Raw genomic sequence first — 18,016 nt, 5'->3', positions numbered from 1 at the left:
GCTAGAAGTACCCTTCGCGCTTGCGGTCTTCCATCGCGGCCTCGGACATCTTGTCGTCGGCGCGGGTCGCGCCCCGCTCGGTCAGTCGGGACGCGGCGATCTCGGCGATGACGGCGTCGAGCGTGGTGGCGTCGGAGTCGACGGCGCCGGTGCAGGACATGTCCCCCACGGTGCGGTAGCGGATCAGCCGCTTCTCCACCGTCTCGGTGTCCTTGGGGCCGCCCCAGTCTCCGGCGGTCAGCCACATGCCGTTGCGGGCGAAGACCTCGCGCTCGTGGGCGAAGTAGATGTCCGGCAGCTCGATCCCCTCACGGGCGATGTACTGCCAGACGTCCAGCTCGGTCCAGTTGGACAGGGGGAAGACCCGGACGTGCTCGCCGGGGGCGTGCCGGCCGTTGTACAGCTGCCACAGCTCGGGCCGCTGCCGGCGCGGGTCCCACTGCGAGAACTCGTCGCGCAGCGAGAAGACGCGCTCCTTGGCGCGGGCCTTCTCCTCGTCGCGCCGACCGCCGCCGAACACCGCGTCGAAACGGTGCTGCTGGATCGCCTCGGTCAGCGGCACCGTCTGGAGCGGGTTGCGCGTCCCGTCGGGACGCTCGCGCAGCTTCCCCGCGTCGATGTACTCCTGCACCGACGCGACGTGCAGGCGCAGCCCGTGGCGCGCCACCGTGCGGTCGCGGTACTCCAGGACCTCGGGGAAGTTGTGCCCGGTGTCGACGTGCAGGAGCGTGAACGGCACCGGGGCCGGCGCGAAGGCCTTCAGCGCCAGGTGCAGCATGACGATGGAGTCCTTGCCGCCGGAGAACAGGATCACCGGCCGCTCGAACTCGCCCGCGACCTCACGGAAGATGTGCACGGCCTCGGACTCCAGGGAGTCCAGGTGCGACAGCGCGAACGGACTGTCGGTCGCGTCGTGGACATGAGCGACGGTCGTCATGCGACACCCCTCTCGGTGAGCAGCGCGTGGAGCTGCGCCGCGGACTCCTGCACGGTCTGGTTCTGGGACTCGATCCGCAGGTCCGGGTTCCGCGGCTCGTCGTACGGGTCGTCGACCCCGGTCAGCCCGCTGATCTCGCCCGCGGCCTGCTTGGCGTACAGCCCCTTCACGTCGCGTACCGAGCACACGTCCACCGGAGTGGCGACGTGCACCTCGACGTAGGGCGTGCCCTCGGTCATGTGACGCTTGCGGACGGCCTCGCGGCTGTCCTCGTACGGAGCGATCACCGGGACGAGGACCTTCACGCCGTTGGAGGCGAGCAGTTCGGCGACGAAGCCGATCCGCTGCACGTTGGTGTGCCGGTCCTCGCGGCTGAAGCCGAGGCCCGCCGAGAGGAACTCGCGGATCTCGTCGCCGTCGAGGACCTCGACGCGGTGGCCCTCGCCGCGCAGCCGGCCGGCCAGCTCGTGGGCGATGGTGGTCTTGCCGGCGCTGGGCAGCCCGGTCAGCCAGATGGTGGCACCCGTCACGTGCTTCTCCTGAAGTTCCTGAGTGTCCGTCATCCGTGCAGTCCGCACTCGGTCTTGGTCCGGCCGGCCCAGCGGCCCGCGCGGACGTCCTCGCCGTCCACGACCCGGCGGGTGCAGGGCGCGCAGCCGACCGAGGCGTAACCGTCCATCAGCAGCGGGTTGGTGAGGACGCCGTGCTCGGCGACGTAGGCGTCGACGTCGTCCTGCGACCAGCGGGCGATGGGGGAGATCTTGACCTTCTGCCGCTTCTCGTCCCAGCCGACGACCGGGGTGTTCGCCCGGGTCGGGGACTCGTCGCGGCGCAGACCGGTGGCCCAGGCGCGATAGGCGGCCAGCCCCTCCTCGAGGGGCTTGACCTTGCGCAGGGCGCAGCAGAGGTCGGGGTCCCGGTCGTGCAGCGCCGGGCCGTGCTCGGCGTCCTGCTCGGCAACCGTCCGGCGCGGGGTCAGGGTGATGACGTTGACGTCCATCACCGCGTCGACCGCGTCACGGGTGCCGATGGTCTCCGGGAAGTGGTAGCCGGTGTCGAGGAAGACGACGTCCACGCCGGGCAGGGCTCGTGACGCCAGATGGGCGACGACGGCGTCCTCCATGGAAGAGGTGACGCAGAAGTCCCGGCCGAAGGTGTCGGCGGCCCACTGGAGGATCTCCAGCGCGGTCGCGTCCTCGAGGTCGCGCCCGGCCCGCTCGGCCAGGTCCTTCAGATCGGCGCCCTCAGTGACCTGAGTCGTCGTCATATCTCTTCCCCTCCGTCGGAATCGCTCGAAGTGCCCGGGGCGAGCAGCCCCAGGAACTTCAGCTGGAAGGCTCGACCGCATGCCCGGCATTCCCAGGCGCCGTGGCCCTGCTCGTTCGGGCGCAGGTCCTCGTCGCCGCAGTACGGGCAGTGGAACGGCGCGGCACGCTCGCTCATGACAGGGCCTCCTCGGACGCGCGCGCCGCCCAGGTGGCGAAGCGCTCGCCGTCCTCGCGCTCCTTGCGGAAGCGCTCCAGGACCCGCTCGATGTAGTCCGGCAGCTCGGCCGAGGTCACCTTCAGGCCACGGACCTTGCGGCCGAAGCCGGCCTCCAGGCCGAGTGCGCCGCCCAGGTGGACCTGGTAGCCCTCCACCCGGTTGCCGTCGTCGTCCAGGACGAGCTGGCCCTTGAGGCCGATGTCCGCCACCTGGATACGGGCGCAGGCGTTGGGGCACCCGTTGATGTTGATGGTGATCGGCTCGTCGAAGTCGGGGATGCGGCGCTCGAGCTCGTCGATCAGGGACGCGCCGCGCGCCTTGGTCTCGACGATCGCCAGCTTGCAGAACTCGATACCGGTGCAGGCCATCGTGCCGCGCCGGAAGGTCGAGGGGTTCACCCGCAGGTCCAGGGCCTCCAGGGCGGAGACGAGCGAGTCGACCCGGCCCTCCTCGATGTCGAGGACGATCATCTTCTGCTCGGCGGTGGTGCGGATCCGGCCCGAACCGTGCGCCTCGGCGATCTCGGCGATCTTGGTGAGCGTGGCTCCGTCGACCCGGCCGACGCGCGGCGCGAAGCCGACGTAGAAGCGGCCGTCCTGCTGCCGGTGGACACCGACGTGATCGCGCCACCGGCCGGCGGGCTGCTCGGGGGCGGGCCCGTCCGTCAGCTTCCGCTTCAGGTACTCGTCCTCCAGGACCCGGCGGAACTTCTCCGCGCCCCAGTCGGCGACGAGGAACTTCAGGCGGGCGCGGGTGCGCAGCCGGCGGTAGCCGTAGTCACGGAAGATCGAGATGACGCCCTCGTAGACGTCCGGGACCTCGTCGAGCGAGACCCAGGTGCCCAGCCGGACGCCCAGCTTGGGATTGGTGGACAGGCCGCCGCCCACCCAGACGTCGAAGCCGGGACCGTGCTCCGGGTGGTGCACGCCGACGAAGGCGATGTCGTTGATCTCGTGCGCCACGTCGAGGAGCGGAGATCCGGAGACGGCGGACTTGAACTTGCGGGGCAGGTTCGAGAAGTCCTTGTTGCCGACGATCCGCCGCTGGATCTCGTCGATGGCGGGCGTGCCGTCGATGATCTCGTTCTCGGCGATGCCGGCCACCGGGGAGCCGAGGATGACGCGGGGCGTGTCGCCGCAGGCCTCGGTGGTGGACAGGCCGACGGCCTCCAGGCGGTTCCAGATCTCGGGGACGTCCTCGATCCGGATCCAGTGGTACTGCACGTTCTGCCGGTCGGTGATGTCCGCCGTGCCCCGAGCGAACTCCTGCGAGATCTCACCGATCACCCGGAGCTGCTCGGTGGTCAGCCGGCCGCCGTCGATACGGACCCGGAGCATGAAGAACTCGTCGTCCAGCTCCTCCGGCTCCAGGACGCCGGTCTTGGTGCCGTCCAGTCCCTGCTTGCGCTGGGTGTAGAGGCCCCACCACCGCATGCGCCCGCGGAGGTCGTTGGGGTCGATCGAGTCGAATCCACGCTTCGAGTAGATCGTCTCAATGCGTGTCCGCACATTGAGACCGTCGTCGTCCTTCTTGAACTGCTCATTGCCGTTCAGCGGGGTGAAGTGCCCCACGGCCCACTGACCCTCGCCACGGTGACGGCTCACCTTGCGGCGGGGCGTGGCGGGTGCGGGGTTTTCCGGGGTGGCGGCCATGGCTTTTCGTCCTTCGGGACTGCGGGAGGGCGGCTCTGACCTGCACACTCGCGCGCAGGTGTGATGATGGCGCGGCGGTGCGCAGCAGGGTCGGGCAGAGAAGTGATCGCGGCGGTGCTGGTTCTCTCAGCGCGCCGGACAGATGGCGCTGGACATGCGGCCGAGGTCGACGTGCCGCCGACTCACCAAGGCAATTCCAGTTCCAGACATGACGGAAGCGTGTCACGGGACTTTGGACCCAGTCCAGCTTCGTCCAGGATGTGGACACAGACGTCCCGCATGGCGAGACGGTGTGCTGTGGGTCACTTTCGGCGGGCGGTGCCCAAGGGTCGTGCGCCGGGGGCCTGTCGGGGTCCGTGGTCCGCAGGCGGGGTGGGAGCGGCCCGGCGCGGGGCGCGCGCGGGGCGCCGTTTCCGGGGCCCTCGGCGGCGCGCCGCGGGTGCCGCCCGCCGCGTCCGGGAGGTACGGGTACGGGCGGGGCCGGGCCCCTGGTGCCGAGCGGCCGGGTTCAGCGTCCGGGTTCTGCGTCCGGGGCCCGGACGGACCGGCCCCGGCGTGTCCGGCGGCGGGGCGGGGGCGTCAGCCCAGGGCGCCCGGCCAGGGGCCCGGGGTCGCCGTCTCCTCGGCCTCCTCCACCTTGGTGTCGAAGAGCCGGAAGCCGCGGCGCCGGTAGTTGTCCATCGCGTGCGGGCCGTCCAGCGAGCAGGTGTGCAGCCACACCCGGCGCGTCGGCTCGCGGTCGGGCCAGCGCTCGGCCAGGTCCCAGGCCCGCCGCACGCCCTCGGTCAGCAGGTGACCGCCGATCCGGCGACCCCGGAAGGAGGCGATCAGCCCGAAGTAGATGATCTCCACGACGCCGTCGTCCTGCGGGTCGAGCTCCACGTACCCGGCCGGCGTGCCCTTCTCGTACGCCACCCAGATCTCCGACCCCGGCTTCTCGACGATCTCCTGCCACTCCTTGTAGGACAGGTGCAAGCGGTCGTTCCAGTGGATGTCGCCGCCGACCGCCGTGTAGAGGAAGCGGCTGAACTCGGGGGAGGGCACCTCGGCCCGCACGATCGTGAGGTCGTCACCCTCCGGCGCGACGGCGGGGCGGAGATCGGACGGCGAGGTCTGTTCGAGGGACCAGGTGGTGACAGTAGTGCTCATGCGCTCATCGCATCACGGCCGCGGCGGCGACGCCCAGGCGGCCCCCGCCGCCGTGAACGGACTGTCCGGATCGTGGACACCCGCCTCCGGCATCCGGTCCGCGGCGGTCCGGCGGGCACCGGAACGGGTCGCGCGCCCGTGTCGGCGCCCGCGATCCGCCGCGCGGGCCCGGCCGCGGGTGGCCGTCCCGGCCCCCCGAGCGAGAAAGGGAGCCGGACGGCCGCACCGAACGGGTGCGCGCTGGCGCATACTGGGGGCAATGACGAAGCCATCTGCACCGAAGCGCCATTTGCCCACCAGCCCCTTCAAGGCCCCGGTCGCGCTGCCCCCCAAGGAGTTCGCCGTAGGCGACAAGGTCACCCACGACATGTACGGCCTCGGCCGCGTCGTCGGCATCGAGGACGGAATCGCGGCTGTCGTGGATTTCGGCTCGGCGCAACGGCGGATCGTGAGCCCGTACAACAAGATGAGCAAGCTCTAGGTCGTGTCCGCAGGGCCACCCCGGGCGCCCTTCGGTCCCCGGGGCCCTGTACAGCCCTCTTCCTTCTCTTCCCTACTACCTCCGCCGTTCCGCGCGGTTCGCCCGTTCCGCCCGTACCGCCGGCGCCGTCGAGTGCGGCAGCAGGTCCTCCGGGTGGGGCGGGCGCAGCACTTCCACCCCGACCTCCTCGCTGAAGCGGTACGGACGGTGCGCCAGCACCCCCGCCAGATTCCGTCGGATCCGTGACATCTCCGCCCGTACCGTCACGGTCCGGGTCCGGTCCCCGAACACGTCCTGCGCCAGTTGTGCCGCCGTCCGCCCGTCCCGGTGCAGCGCCAGCACGAACAGCAGCTCGGCGTGGCGCGGGCTCAGCTCCTGCGTCCAGCTGCCCGCCGCCCCCGCGACCGCCACCGACCAGCGCCGCGGCCGGCTCAGGTCGAGCACCACGCTGCTCGCCGGGACCACCGGCCCGCCTGACTCCGGACGCTCCTCGTCGTCCACCCGCAGCAGCCAGCCGCCCGGCAGCGGCTCCACCGCGCACGCCCCCAGCGACGGCAGCCAGACCCGCCCCGCGCGGAAGGACTTCGGCAGGGCGATCCGGTCCTGGGGCGCCATCCCGGTCACCGCCGCCGTCCAGCCGTGGGTGTCGACGGCGATCGCCCGGCCCCCCACCCGGCAGAGGATCGGTGCGGCCACCGACCGCAGCCGTTCGATCGATCGCAGATGACGCTCGCGCATCTCCGCCTCCGCGAGCTGCGCGACCGAGCCGACCAGCGCCAGCGTCGCCGGGTGGAACGTCGACGCCGGACCGCTGACGTCCACGATCCCCAGCAGACGCTGGTCGCGCGGATCGTGCACGGGGGCCGCCGCGCAGGTCCACCGGTGCAGGGTGTGGACGTAGTGCTCGGCCGAGTGGACCTGCACGGGCCGGCGCATGGCGAGCGCCGTCCCCACCGCGTTCGTGCCGGTGGTGTGCTCGGTCCAGGCCGCGCCCTCCTCCAGGCAGATGCCGTTGGCCTGCCGCATCACGGCGAGGTTCCCCTCGCGCCACAGCACCCGGCCCTGTTCGTCCGTCACCACCATGATCTGGAGGGAGGCGTCGGCCATCGCCGCGAGTCCCTCGCTCAGGGTCCGCATCACCTCGCCCAGGACCGTCGTGCGCCGCCGCTCCTCCAGTTCGTCGCGGCGCAGCAGCACACTGCTGGTGCCCTGGTCCGGATCGACGCCCAGCCGGAACATCCGCTGCCACGACGCGTCGATCACCGGGCGGGGCGCGATCGGGGGCGTGCGGCCCGCGAGGGTCTCCTCCCGTACCCGGTACAGCAGCCGTGTGGCCTGGGCGGCGTCCATGGCGGCGAGCCGGTGCATGTCGAGCTGCGTGTTCTTCATCGGTCTCTCCCAGCCACCTGCGGTGCTGTATCGGTTCTGCAGATTTCCGGAGTGTCGGAGCCCATCGTGCCGCCCGGTGCTCCCCGGTGAAGGACGGTTCGGGTAATCCTGCAACCCTTTGCAACTCTGGCGGACACCCGCCAGGTGCATGAGGGTGGTGCAACAGCCGAGGGTGGTGCCGTGTCGGCGCAGCACCACCCCCGGCTTTTCCGCGCGTGCCGACCCCTCGGGTCCACCCCTGGCACGCGCGGACGGAACGGATGCGCGGGGACGCGGGACGCGAACCACCCGCCCCGCAGCTGCACCCGCGCGCGACCGTCCGACGCGCCCGCAGGTTGACGGGACCTCAGCCCACGGCACGCGCCCGCTCCACCACCGCGCCCAGGTCCAGGGCGGTCGGCAGCGTGCCGAAGGCCGATCCCCAGTCGCCCCCCAGCCGCGAGGCGCAGAAGGCGTCCGCCACCTCGGGCGGCGCCCACCGCACCAGCAGCGAGCCCTGCAGCACCAGCGCCATCCGCTCCACCAGGCGCCGCGCCCGCCCCTCGATCCCGTCGAGGTCGGCCAGCTCGGTCAGCACCCCCCGGATGGCGCCGTCGAGCCGGTGGTCCTCGCCCCGCGCCCTCCCCACCTCCGTCAGGAACGCGTTCAGCGCCCGCGGCTCGCGCTGCAGCGCACGCAGCACGTCCAGAGCCTGGACGTTCCCCGACCCCTCCCAGATCGAGTTGAGCGGCGACTCGCGCAGCAGCCGCGGCATGCCCGACTCCTCCACGTAGCCGTTGCCGCCCAGGCATTCCAGGGCCTCCGCCACGACCGGCGTGCACCGCTTGGTCACCCAGAACTTCGCCGTCGGCACGGCGATCCGCAGGAACGCCCGCTCCGCCTCCGAGTCGGTGTCGTACGCGGCGGCCAGCCGCAGCCCGAGGACCGTCGCCGCCTCCGACTCCAGCGCCAGGTCGGCCAGCACGTTCCGCATCAACGGCTTCTCGATCAGCACGCCGCCGAACGCCCGGCGGTGGGCGGTGTGGTGCACGGCCTGCGCCACCGCCTGCCGCATCAGCGCCGCCGACCCCAGCACGCAGTCCAGCCGGGTCGCCGCCACCATCCCGATGATCGTCCGGATCCCGCGGCCCTCCTCGCCGACCCGGCGCGCCCACGTCGTCCCGTCGAACTCCACCTCGGCGGAGGCGTTCGCCCGGTTGCCGAGCTTGTCCTTCAGACGCTGGATCGCGAACGCGTTGCGCGTGCCGTCCTCCAGGACCCGCGGCACCAGGAAGCACGTCAGACCGCCGGGGGCCTGCGCCAGGACCAGGAACCCGTCCGACATCGGCGCCGAGCAGAACCACTTGTGCCCGGTGAGCACGTACGTGCCGTCCTCGGCCAGCGGACGCGCCTCGGTCGTGTTGGACCGGACGTCGCTGCCGCCCTGCTTCTCGGTCATCCCCATCCCGAGGAGCACCCCGGCCTTCTCCCGCGGCGGCCGCAGGCCCTGCTCGTAGACGTGCGAGGTGAGCAGCGGCTCCCAGACGGCGGCCAGCTCCGGATCCGTGCGCAGCGCGGGGACCGCCGCGTGCGTCATCGACAGCGGGCAGCCGTGCCCCGGCTCGGCCTGCGACGCCACCAGGAAGCCCGCCGCCCGCCGCACATGACCACCCGGACGGCCCCACGCGTCCGTCAGCCCCGCGTTGACCCCCTTGCCCAGCAGCCGGTGCCAGGCCGGGTGGAACACGACCTCGTCGATCCGGTTCCCGTACCGGTCGTGCGTCCGCAGCCGCGGCGGGCAGGTGTCGGCGAGCTCGCCCCACTCCCGCACCTGGGCCGAACCGGCGGCCCGGCCCAGGGTCACGAGTTCCTCACGTGCCTCCGCGAAGACCTCGGGTGTCAGATGTCGTTCCACCGCCTCCGTCAGGGCCCGGTCGGACATGAAGACGTCATATCCCACCAGGGGCGGAGCCTGGTTGGTCACGGTGTGGGTGCCGGCTGCCATGCCGATACGGTAAGGAGGTGCAGGCAGCAAACGAAACACCCGAGCGGCGGCCCGGGAGCAGACTCCACCGGGCCCGAGTCCTCTACCGCAACGTGTCGAAGCGGAAGCTGGTCTGGCTGCTCCTGAAGGACACCGTCAACTCGTGCATCGAGTACCGCATCCTCGGCCTCGCCGCCGAGGCGGCGTTCTTCACGCTGCTGTCGCTCCCGCCCCTGCTGCTCGGCATGATCGCGCTCCTCGGCTACGCCGACGACTGGACCAACACCGACACCGTGGCCAGCATCGAGCAGAACATCCTCAACGCCGCCGGAACGGTTCTGTCGGACCGAGGCGTCCGCGACATCGCCAAACCGGTCCTGGACGACGTCACCCAGGGCAAACGGCCCGAGCTCATCTCGCTCGGCTTCGCCATCGCCCTGTGGTCCGGATCGCGCGCCGTCAACGTCTTCATCGACACCATCACCGTGATGTACGGCCTCGACGGACACCGGGGCATCGTCAAGACCCGCCTCCTCGCGTTCCTGCTCTACATCGTGGCCCTGATCATCGGCGCGGTCGTCCTCCCGCTCGCGGTGGTCGGCCCCGACCGCGTGGTGGAGCTGGTGCCCTGGGGCACGGAGGTCGTCTCCGTCCTGTACTGGCCGGCCGTCATCCTGCTCTCGGTCGCCTTCCTCACCACGCTGTACCACGTCTCCGTGCCCGTCCGCTCGCCCTGGATCGAGGACATCCCCGGCGCCCTGGTGGCCCTCGGCATGTGGGTGCTCGGCAGCTTCCTGCTGCGCATCTACCTGACGAGCCAGGTCGAGGGACCCACGATCTACGGCTCCCTCGCGGCGCCGATCGCCGTGCTGCTCTGGATCGGCATCTCGGCCTTCGCGGTGCTGGTCGGCGCGGCGGTGAACGCGGCGATCGACCGCGTCTGGCCGTCGGTCGCCACCGCCGCGGCCCGCGAGGCCTCCGACCGGGCCCGTGCCGCCCAGGCCGCCGACCTGGTCGCCCGACTGCGGGCGGAGGCGGACGAGGTGGACGACGACGACCCGGACATGCCGTCGGAGTTCCCGGAACGCTGGTCGAAGTTCCTGCCGCCGGACGACGTGAAGTCACGCCTGCACTCGGGGTGGGAGAAGGACTGAGGGGCCCGGGTCACGGGGTGGGGGAGGACCGAGGGCTCGGGCCCGGGGCCCGTGTTCGAAGCCGCTCCCCCTGGGCTTCACCCGGGAGGTGCCCCCCGCTCGCGCCGCCTCGATGCCTACCCTGGAGGGGTGTACGAAGAGCGTCCCTCACGGCTGGACGGTGCCGTCGTCTGGTCCCGGACCGTCGGGCCCGGGACCGGGGACGGCCCGTACCCCGTGCTGCCGGACGGCTGCATGGACCTGCTCTGGTCCGACGGGCGGCTGTTCGTGGCCGGCCCCGACACCCGGGCGTACGTTCCCGAGGGCCCGGTCAGGCAGTACGCGGGGATCCGCTTCGCACCCGGTGACGCGCCGGCGATCCTCGGGGTGCCGGCGCGGGAGGTCCGCGACCGGAGGGTCGACGCCGGGGCCCTGTGGGGCGGGGCGGAGGCGCGGCGGCTCGGCGAGCGGATCGCCGGAGCCGCGGACCCCGCCGTCGCCCTGGAGGACCTGGTCCTGCGGCGGGCCGCGGACTCCCCGGCGCCGGATCCGCTGATGCGGGCCGTCGCGGCCCGGCTGGACGCCGGGCGGCCGGTCGCGGAGACCGCCGACGCGGTCGGGCTCGGCGCCCGGCAACTGCACCGGCGGTCGCTGGACGCCTTCGGCTACGGACCCAAGACGCTGGCCCGGATCCTGCGACTGCAGCGCGCCCTCGCCCTGGTCGGGGCGGGGTCGCCCTTCGCGGAGGCGGCGATCGCCGCGGGCTGCGCGGACCAGGCGCACCTGGCCCGCGAGATGCGCGCCCTCGCCGGCACGACGGTCGGCGCGTACGCCGCGGCCCGGCGCGAGATCCCGGACAGGACCTAGGGGGCGTCCGTCTCGTCGGGAGCGTTCGGGGCGAAGAGCGAGACGCCGCTGCCGTCCGGGTCGAGTACCACCGCGTAGCGCTGACCCCAGAACGCGTCCCAGGGCTTCAGGTGGCCGGCATGGCCGGCGGCGACCAGGGAGTCGTACGTCGCGTCCACCTCCTCGGGGGTGCCGCAGCGGAAGGCGAGGCCGATCCGGTCGCCGCCCTCCGGGCGGGTCCAGCCCGGGTCGAAGGAGCGGATGACGTCCTCCGTGTCCCAGGCGATCCGCATCCCGCCGGGCAGGTCGGCCTCCACGTGCGGCGCGTCCTCGGCTCCGGGCGGGAGGTCCAGCCCGAGCCGTCGGTAGAAGGCGAGCGAGGCGGCCATGTCGGAGACCACCAGGCCGATGACATCGAGTCGTGGTGCGTTCATGCCCGCACCGTAGGCAGGGTCCGGCGCGGACGTCTTGTACGAATCGGACGTGGCGTGGCGGTCCGGGCGGAGGGTGGCCCGCCCGCCCCGGCCGCGCGGCGGGTCCCCGGTCATCGGGGACCCGGCCCCGCCGGCCGTGTGTCCGGCCGGCGGGACGGCTCAGCGCTTCCGCAGCAGGGCGCAGACGAAGTCCTCCTGCACGGCGCGCACCCGGGCCAGCAGCTCCGGCTTCGTCGTCTTGTTGGTCTGCGTGTTGATCGAGAACGTCAGGGACCGCTTGCCGTCGGGTGTCGCGGCGGCCAGCTGGGTGTAGCCGGGGAAGTTGCCGGTGTGGCCGTACACGACCCCGCAGCGGGTCGTGTAGCGGAAGATCCCGAGTCCGGCCGCGTTCGTCCCCGGTCCGGCGGGCTCGGACGCCCCGCCCGGCACGACCGTCCGCTGCTGCCGACGGGTCCGCTCGGAGAGGTAGTCCCTGCTCGTGTAGCCGCTGATGAAGGAGGCGAGGTCCTTCGGCGTGGCGACCACGGCGCCGGAGGCCCAGATGCCGGAGGCGCTCAGGACCTCACTGATGTCCTCCGGAGCGGCGGGCGGGGTGACGTCGTAGCCGTGCAGGTACGGCCGCGGCAGCCGGTAGCCCGCGGGAAGGCTGGTCTGCCGCAGGTCGAGCGGCCGGTACACCTGCTGCTCCAGGAGCCGTTCGTAGCGACGGCCGGTCGCGGCCTCGGCCATCAGGGCGACGGCGATGTTGTCGGAGTTCGAGTACGCGTACTGCGACCCCGGGGTGAAGGCCAGGTCCTGGTCCGCGACGAAGTCGAGCAGCCGGCGCGAGTCGAAGTGGTGCCGGGGGTCCGCCCTCAGGATCTCGAGGAACCGGGGCGCCGACGTGTAGTCGGGCAGTCCGCTGGTGTGGTTCAGCAGCTGACGGAGCTTCACCCGGTGCCAGTCGGCCGGCAGCGTCGGCAGCCACTTCCCGATCGTGTCGTCGAGCCGCAGAACGCCCCGGTCCACCAGGCGCAGGGCGACGGCACCGCTGTACGCCTTGGCGACGCTCGCGAGCCGCATGTGGTCGGTCGCCCGCGGCGGCCGGCCGGTCTCGACGTCGGCGACGCCGGCCCGGACGACCTCGGTCCGGTTCCCTCGGCGGAGCAGGGCGATCACCCCGGGCGGTCCGCCGGGTGTGGCGACGATCTCCTCCAGCTCCCGCTGGAGGTTCCGCTCGGGGGACGGCGGTGTCGCCGCCGCCTGCGCGGGCTGCACGAGGCCGCACAGCGCCGCGGCGGCGGAGAGCGCCGCGACGGACAGGCGCGTACGGGAGCGGTAGCGGGAGCGCGTACGGGAGCGGACTGCGAGGCGTGCCGGCACGAGGGTTCCTCCTGAGCTGGGGGTGCCGGGCGGGCGGCCGTCCGGCGGGTCGCGTCCGACTCAGCATCGGAGTTCCGCCGGCCCGCCGCCTGCGTGGTGCTCCATCCGGCCGACCCGGGCGAGGCGTCGGGGGTGGCTCCGGCGGGCCGGGGTCCCGCCGGGCGGCGGTCGGCCGAGACCGGTCGGCGGGCCGTCCGAGGCCGGATCCTCGACGCGAACCTGGACCACGCGATCACCACGGTCTCGGTCTCGGTCGCCGTCGAGCCGGACCTCGGCCGTATCGAACGCTTCCTCGACCWCGCGWGGTCGAGGGAAGCGCCCCGCGTGCGCAAGCCGAGTCGGTCGGACTCAGGCGTCCACCAGACGGACCAGTTCGACCCGGGAGCAGATGCCGAGCCGCGCGTAGACGCTGCGCAGGTGGTGGTCGACGGTGCGCGGGCTGAGGGTCAGGCGGGTGGCGATCTCCCGGTTGGTGGCGCCCTCGGCGACCATCCGGGCGACCACCAACTGCTGGGCGGTGAGGGCCTGGAGCGCTGGGGCGGTCGGCGCACCACCGGAACCCTCGGCTGCGGTACTGGCTGGGCGGGGGGTGGAGTCGCCCATGGCACGCAGTTCCGCGGCGGCATGCTGGGCGCAGAGGAGTGCGCCGAACCGCTCGAACGCCTGATGGGCGGAGCGCAGCCGGTCGAGGGCCTCCGTACGCCGTCGCATTCTGCGCAGGGCGACGCCGTACAGCAGCTCGGTACGGGCGCGTTCGAGGTGGCGGCCGTCCGCGTCGTGCAGCTCCAGGGCCTCGCGGTAGCGGTCGAGGGCCTCCTCGCCGGTGGCGAGCAGGGCGTGGCAACGGGCGACGAGCGCGAGATGGGACGGGCTGGTGGCAGTGGTGGCCCAGCGCTCGTACGCGGCGAGGGCGGCCCGGGCCGCGGGCTCGTCGCCTGCTCGGGCGGCTGCCTCGACGTAGTGGGGAGTGGCGAGGCGGCGGATGGCGGGGTGTCCGTCACCTGGTCGCATACGGGCGAGTGCGCGCAGCCGGGAGGCCGCTTCGGCGGGGAGGCCGCGGGTCAGGTCGAGATAGGCCAGGGCCCATATGCTCAGGGCGGTGGCGAGCCCGAGGCCGTGGCTTGCGGCGTGAGCCTGTGCGCTTCGGACACGGGCCAGACAGGTGCCGGCGTCGCCCTGGATGGCGGCGATGAGGGCGAGTCCGGCCTGGAGATGGCAGGCGATGTTGTCCTGGCCGGTCTCGTGGGCGAGGCGCAGAGCGCGCAAGGCCGTCGACGTGGCGGCGGGGAGCCGCCCGGACCACACCTCCGCGTACGCGCGGAACTCCAGCGCCCGGGGAAGGGCGGCCGCGTCGCCCTGGGCGCGGGCAGCCGTTTCCGCGTGGCGGGAGGCGGCGAGGGCCTGGTCGTCGTCGCCGAGGCAGAGGGCTGAGACGGTGGCGAGCACCAGGGCGGCGGGGTCGTCGCTGCGTCGGGCTTCGGTGACGGACTCGCGCAGCCGATCGATGCCCTCTCCGTCGCGACCCCGCCCGGAAGCGGCCGTGCCGATCAGCCCGGCGAGCAGTGCGTGGACGGCCGGGTCGGCCGAGGGCGGGCACCGGCGCGCAAGGGCCTCGGATGCGCGGGCGGCCTGATGGCAGCGGCGCAGGTCGCCGGTGTAGTGGCCCACTTCGGCGACGAGGGCCAGGGCCCGGACGGCGCGCGCCGGGGTGTGCGGTTCGCCGGTCGCCGCGGCGGCCAGGTCGTCGAGGGCCGCTGGGGCATGGCCGGAACGGAGCGTGATGATGCCGCGCAGCAGCGGGACGCGGGAGTCGCCGTCGCAGACCCTGGCGGCGAGGTGCTCGGCGGCCGCGAGCAGCGTGCGGGCCCGGTCCGACTGGCCGCCCTGCCAGGCGTGAACCGCGGCGGTGGCGAGACCGCGGAGCCTCCCTTCAGGGTCGGGGTCGAGCAGTGCGGCACGTTCGCAATGGTGGGAGGCGGTGACGGGGTCGGGTGCGGGAGCGGCGGCCAGGTCCCTTGCCAGCCGCCGACTGGGGCCGAGGGCCGCACAGGCGCGGTGCCAGTTCCAGGGGCCCCGCTCGGACCGGGGGTCCAGGACGCGGGCCAGCAGTTGATGGGCGGATCGCCGGTCTTCGGGGCGGGCGCTGTCATAGACGACGGCTCGCAGCAGGGCGTCGGGGAATACGGGCCCCGCGGCGGTGGACCGCACCAGCCCGGCCTCCTCGGCGGGGGCCAGGTCGGCGGTGTCGAGTCCGGTGGCGGCGACCGCCCGCAGGAAGGCCCGGCTGTCGACCGGGTGCTGGTCGGCGGCGGCGAGCAGCAGCAACCGGCGGCTCGGTGCGGGGAGGCGGGCCAGCCGGGCCCGGTGGCCCTCGGTGGTGGGAAGCCGGCGGGCGAGGGGGTCCGGTAGCGGCAACTGACCGGTGCGTTCGCCGGGGGTGAGGGTGGCGGCGAGTTCGGCGGCGGCTGTGGAGTGGCCGTGGACAGCGCGAAGGACGCGGACGGCGACGCCTTCGGAGAGGGGCACGGAGGCCTGCCCATGCGGCGGCTGCGCGGCGAGCGCGACATCGTCAACAGGCGCATGCGTCAAACTTGCTGAAACTTGCGTCACGGTCGTTGAAGTTAGGAGGAAGTTACTCCCGTGTAAAGACTGGCGATTCAACCGATGGCAGCACGGTGTGGGCGACCGCACCCTGTGGGCTCCCGACAACCCGAGGAGCCCCGATGCGCCCACTCAGACGTGCCTTGGCCGCGATCGCGCTGTCCTGCGCCGCCACGGCGGCCGTTCTCGTGCCTTCGGCGCCGGCCCAGGCGGCCACGCCCGACCCGGTGCTGTTCGTCCACGGCTACAAGGGCGGCGCATGGAACTTCGATCTGATGGTGGCCGACTTCAAGGCCTCCGGCTGGCCGGCCGACCGGCTCTACGCGATGTCCTACAACCCGTTCCAGTCGAATGTGACGACGGCCGAGCAGATTCGCGACCAGGTCAACGCGCTGCGAGCGCGTACCGGTGCGGCCAAGGTGGACGTGGTGACGCACTCGATGGGCGGCCTGGGCTCGCGCTGGTACCTGAAGTTCCTGGGCGGCACCTCGTACGTGGACGACTGGGTGTCGCTGGGCGGACCCAACCACGGGACGAACGCGGCCCAGGTCTGCGACTGGGCGCTCGCGTCCTGCAAGGAGATGGCCACGGGCAGCTCCTTCCTGACCCAGCTCAACTCGGGTGACGAGACGCCTGGCGCGGTGAACTACGGCACCTTCTGGTCGTCCTGCGACGAACTGATCAACCCCGACAGCAGCACGGTGCTGTCGGGAGCGGCCAACACCAACGTGGGCTGTGTGGAACATGCCTGGCTGGTGGTCAGCGAGAACGTCTCCCAGCTGACTCGCGACTTCGTCCGATGAGGCGACCGCGGCCGTCGGCGGGCCGCCCGTCCCCGGCGGCCGGGACGTCGTCCGCCGGGCCACGCTCTCGTGGAGTGCGAAAACGGCGACCTCGCGTCATGGACCGTCGCGCGTTCCGTGGCCGGTGAGGGCTCGTGGTCACCGGGAGCGGCCGGCAGGGGCCCCGACACCGAAAACGGGCGGGCCCGGACTCCCCGGCGGACAGGGCCGTCTCGGCCGCCGCTCAGGGGGCCCGCTGACCACGAAAGCCGTGGAGCCGCGGACGACCACGAAGGCCACGGAGCACGGTGCGCCGTGGCCTCCGCCCGGATGCCGGGGATCAGCAGGGACGGTCGTACCGGTTCCGCAGCTGATGCCGGCGGGTGAGGTGTCCGATTAAATCGGTGGTGCGGCGCCCTGGAGCGGGGCTAGGGTGTCGCCTGTCCGTTCCCGAGGAGGACGGTGTCGGATCGTCGAGAAGAAGCAGGAGGTGAGGACATTGATGACTGTCATGGTGACGGGCGCTGCCCGCATTCAGGAGTTCATCGTTCCCACCCCTGTGGTCTCCGGCTGACACCCACTCGACTTCCGCGCGCGGAGCGCGCCGCCGGGGCCACCCTTCGAAGGGTTCCCCTTGTCTTTCTCCTCTTCCGAGGCTTCCACTTCTCTTCAGGCTTCGCCCTCGCACGCCCTCGCTCCCTATGGCTGGGACGCGGGCTGGGAGGCGGAGTTCGCCCGCCACGCCGAGCAGGGACTGCTCCCCGGTCGCGTCGTCCGCGTCGACCGCGGGCAGTGCGACCTCGTCACCACCGAAGGCCTCATCAGGGCCGACACCGCCTTCGTGACACCGCACGACCCGCTCAAGGTCGTCTGCACCGGTGACTGGGCGGCGGTGGAACCCGTCGGCGGCAACCCCCGGTACGTACGGACGCTGCTGCCGCGCAGGACCGCCTTCGCGCGGTCCACCTCCTCCAAGCGGTCCGAGGGCCAGATCCTCGCCGCGAACGTGGACCACGCGATCATCACGGTCTCGCTCGCCGTCGAGCTGGACCTCGGCCGTATCGAACGATTCCTCGCCCTGGCGTGGGAGTCGGGCGCGCAGCCGCTGGTCGTGCTCAGCAAGGCCGACCTCGTCCCCGACCCGACGGGGCTCTCGTACCTCGYCGAGGACGTGGAGACGACGGCGCCGGGGGTGCAGGTGCTGCCCGTCAGCTCCGCGACCGGTGAGGGCGTCGAAGTGCTCTCGGCCGTCGTCTCCGGCGGGACGAGCGTGCTGCTCGGCGCGTCCGGCGCCGGCAAGTCGACGCTCGCCAACACGCTCCTCGGCGAGGACGTGATGACCGTCCAGGCGGCCCGTGACGTGGACGGCAAGGGCCGCCACACCACGACCACCCGCAACCTGCTCCTGCTGCCCGGGGGAGGCGTCCTCATCGACACCCCGGGGCTGCGGGGCGTGGGCCTGTGGGACGCCGAGACCGGTGTCGGCCAGGTCTTCTCGGAGATCGAGGGCCTGGCGGCCGACTGCCGCTTCCACGACTGCGCCCACGAGTCGGAGCCGGGCTGCGCGGTGACGGCCGCCGTCGAGGAGGGCGTGCTGCCGGTCCGCCGGCTGGAGAGCTACCGCAAGCTGCTGCGCGAGAACCAGCGCATCGTCGCCAAGACGGACGCCCGCGTCCGTGCCGAGATCCTCAAGGACTGGAAGCGCAAGGGCGCGGCGGGCCGCGCGGCCATGGAGGCGAAGCGGGGCCGCATCCGCTGACGGGACGGGCCGGGACGGCGGGACGGGGGAGCGGGCGGTACCG

The 18,016-nt window shown here is 72.7% G+C and carries 17 protein-coding genes; 5 read left to right on the top strand and 12 right to left on the bottom strand.

Features of this window, described 5'->3' with window-relative positions; translation table 11 throughout:
* Position 1: 1 nt before the first annotated feature.
* From cysD to EAO71_RS27510, 7 genes are all read right to left on the bottom strand, one after another.
* Positions 2–937 (bottom strand): sulfate adenylyltransferase subunit CysD, encoded by a 936-nt coding sequence (gene cysD, locus EAO71_RS27535; protein WP_147980524.1) that lies wholly within the window; start codon positions 935–937, stop codon positions 2–4.
* Positions 934–1,500, bottom strand: a complete 567-nt coding sequence (cysC, locus tag EAO71_RS27530; RefSeq protein ID WP_147980523.1) for an adenylyl-sulfate kinase — start codon at positions 1,498–1,500, stop codon at positions 934–936. The genes cysD and cysC overlap by 4 nt, the downstream gene beginning before the upstream one ends.
* Complete coding sequence (locus tag EAO71_RS27525; RefSeq protein WP_147980522.1) at positions 1,497–2,204, bottom strand: phosphoadenylyl-sulfate reductase; 708 nt, start codon at positions 2,202–2,204, stop codon at positions 1,497–1,499. The genes cysC and EAO71_RS27525 overlap by 4 nt, the downstream gene beginning before the upstream one ends.
* Complete coding sequence (locus EAO71_RS27520; RefSeq protein WP_147980521.1) at positions 2,201–2,380, bottom strand: hypothetical protein; 180 nt, start codon at positions 2,378–2,380, stop codon at positions 2,201–2,203. Before EAO71_RS27520 ends, EAO71_RS27525 begins: the two co-directional genes overlap by 4 nt.
* Entirely contained in the window at positions 2,377–4,074 is a 1,698-nt protein-coding gene (locus EAO71_RS27515; protein ID WP_147980520.1) for a nitrite/sulfite reductase, read from the bottom strand. The genes EAO71_RS27520 and EAO71_RS27515 overlap by 4 nt, the downstream gene beginning before the upstream one ends.
* A gap of 126 nt (positions 4,075–4,200) precedes the next feature.
* Positions 4,201–4,284, bottom strand: a complete 84-nt coding sequence (locus EAO71_RS39785) for a putative leader peptide (RefSeq protein WP_310591794.1) — start codon at positions 4,282–4,284, stop codon at positions 4,201–4,203.
* Between the two features lie 369 nt (positions 4,285–4,653).
* Positions 4,654–5,223 (bottom strand): GNAT family N-acetyltransferase, encoded by a 570-nt coding sequence (locus EAO71_RS27510; RefSeq protein ID WP_147980519.1) that lies wholly within the window; start codon positions 5,221–5,223, stop codon positions 4,654–4,656.
* Positions 5,224–5,482: 259 nt separating this feature from the next.
* Here EAO71_RS27510 and EAO71_RS27505 point away from each other — a divergent pair, with 259 nt between their 5' ends.
* Positions 5,483–5,704 (top strand): CarD family transcriptional regulator, encoded by a 222-nt coding sequence (locus EAO71_RS27505; protein ID WP_147980518.1) that lies wholly within the window; start codon positions 5,483–5,485, stop codon positions 5,702–5,704.
* Positions 5,705–5,779: 75 nt separating this feature from the next.
* On the opposite strand, the gene EAO71_RS27500 is transcribed toward EAO71_RS27505, so the two are convergent.
* Both EAO71_RS27500 and EAO71_RS27495 read right to left on the bottom strand, forming a co-directional pair.
* A complete protein-coding gene (locus EAO71_RS27500) occupies positions 5,780–7,093 on the bottom strand; it encodes a helix-turn-helix domain-containing protein (protein WP_147980517.1) in 1,314 nt (437 codons plus the stop codon).
* Positions 7,094–7,439: 346 nt separating this feature from the next.
* Positions 7,440–9,077, bottom strand: coding sequence for an acyl-CoA dehydrogenase family protein (locus EAO71_RS27495; protein ID WP_147980516.1), 1,638 nt, complete (start codon positions 9,075–9,077; stop codon positions 7,440–7,442).
* Positions 9,078–9,094: 17 nt separating this feature from the next.
* Here EAO71_RS27495 and EAO71_RS27490 point away from each other — a divergent pair, with 17 nt between their 5' ends.
* Both EAO71_RS27490 and EAO71_RS27485 read left to right on the top strand, forming a co-directional pair.
* A complete protein-coding gene (locus EAO71_RS27490) occupies positions 9,095–10,210 on the top strand; it encodes a YihY/virulence factor BrkB family protein (RefSeq protein ID WP_147980515.1) in 1,116 nt (371 codons plus the stop codon).
* A gap of 129 nt (positions 10,211–10,339) precedes the next feature.
* A complete protein-coding gene (locus EAO71_RS27485) occupies positions 10,340–11,056 on the top strand; it encodes a helix-turn-helix domain-containing protein (RefSeq protein WP_147980514.1) in 717 nt (238 codons plus the stop codon).
* On the opposite strand, the gene EAO71_RS27480 is transcribed toward EAO71_RS27485, so the two are convergent.
* The 3 genes from EAO71_RS27480 to EAO71_RS27470 all read right to left on the bottom strand — a co-directional run bounded on the left by EAO71_RS27480 (position 11,053) and on the right by EAO71_RS27470 (position 15,357).
* A complete protein-coding gene (locus tag EAO71_RS27480; protein ID WP_261992382.1) occupies positions 11,053–11,469 on the bottom strand; it encodes a VOC family protein in 417 nt (138 codons plus the stop codon). The two genes, EAO71_RS27485 and EAO71_RS27480, sit on opposite strands and share 4 nt — an antisense overlap.
* Positions 11,470–11,628: 159 nt before the next feature.
* Positions 11,629–12,831 (bottom strand): serine hydrolase domain-containing protein, encoded by a 1,203-nt coding sequence (locus EAO71_RS27475; protein WP_147980512.1) that lies wholly within the window; start codon positions 12,829–12,831, stop codon positions 11,629–11,631.
* 348 nt (positions 12,832–13,179) lie between these two features.
* On the bottom strand, positions 13,180–15,357 hold the full coding sequence (locus EAO71_RS27470; RefSeq protein ID WP_147980511.1) for a helix-turn-helix transcriptional regulator: 2,178 nt from the start codon (positions 15,355–15,357) through the stop codon (positions 13,180–13,182).
* A gap of 197 nt (positions 15,358–15,554) precedes the next feature.
* Here EAO71_RS27470 and EAO71_RS27465 point away from each other — a divergent pair, with 197 nt between their 5' ends.
* Positions 15,555–16,235 (top strand): esterase/lipase family protein, encoded by a 681-nt coding sequence (locus tag EAO71_RS27465; RefSeq protein ID WP_147980510.1) that lies wholly within the window; start codon positions 15,555–15,557, stop codon positions 16,233–16,235.
* Between the two features lie 613 nt (positions 16,236–16,848).
* The gene (gene rsgA / locus EAO71_RS27460; protein WP_147980509.1) at positions 16,849–17,973 is read left to right on the top strand and encodes a ribosome small subunit-dependent GTPase A; all 1,125 of its coding nucleotides are present in this window, start codon (positions 16,849–16,851) and stop codon (positions 17,971–17,973) included.
* Positions 17,974–18,016: the final 43 nt, after the last annotated feature.

Origin of the sequence: Streptomyces sp. MS191, from assembly GCF_008042125.1 — a bacterium.
Classification (GTDB): domain Bacteria; phylum Actinomycetota; class Actinomycetes; order Streptomycetales; family Streptomycetaceae; genus Streptomyces.
The sequence above is the reverse complement of the archived record's forward strand: the minus strand, read 5'-3'. Positions and strand labels throughout refer to the sequence as shown.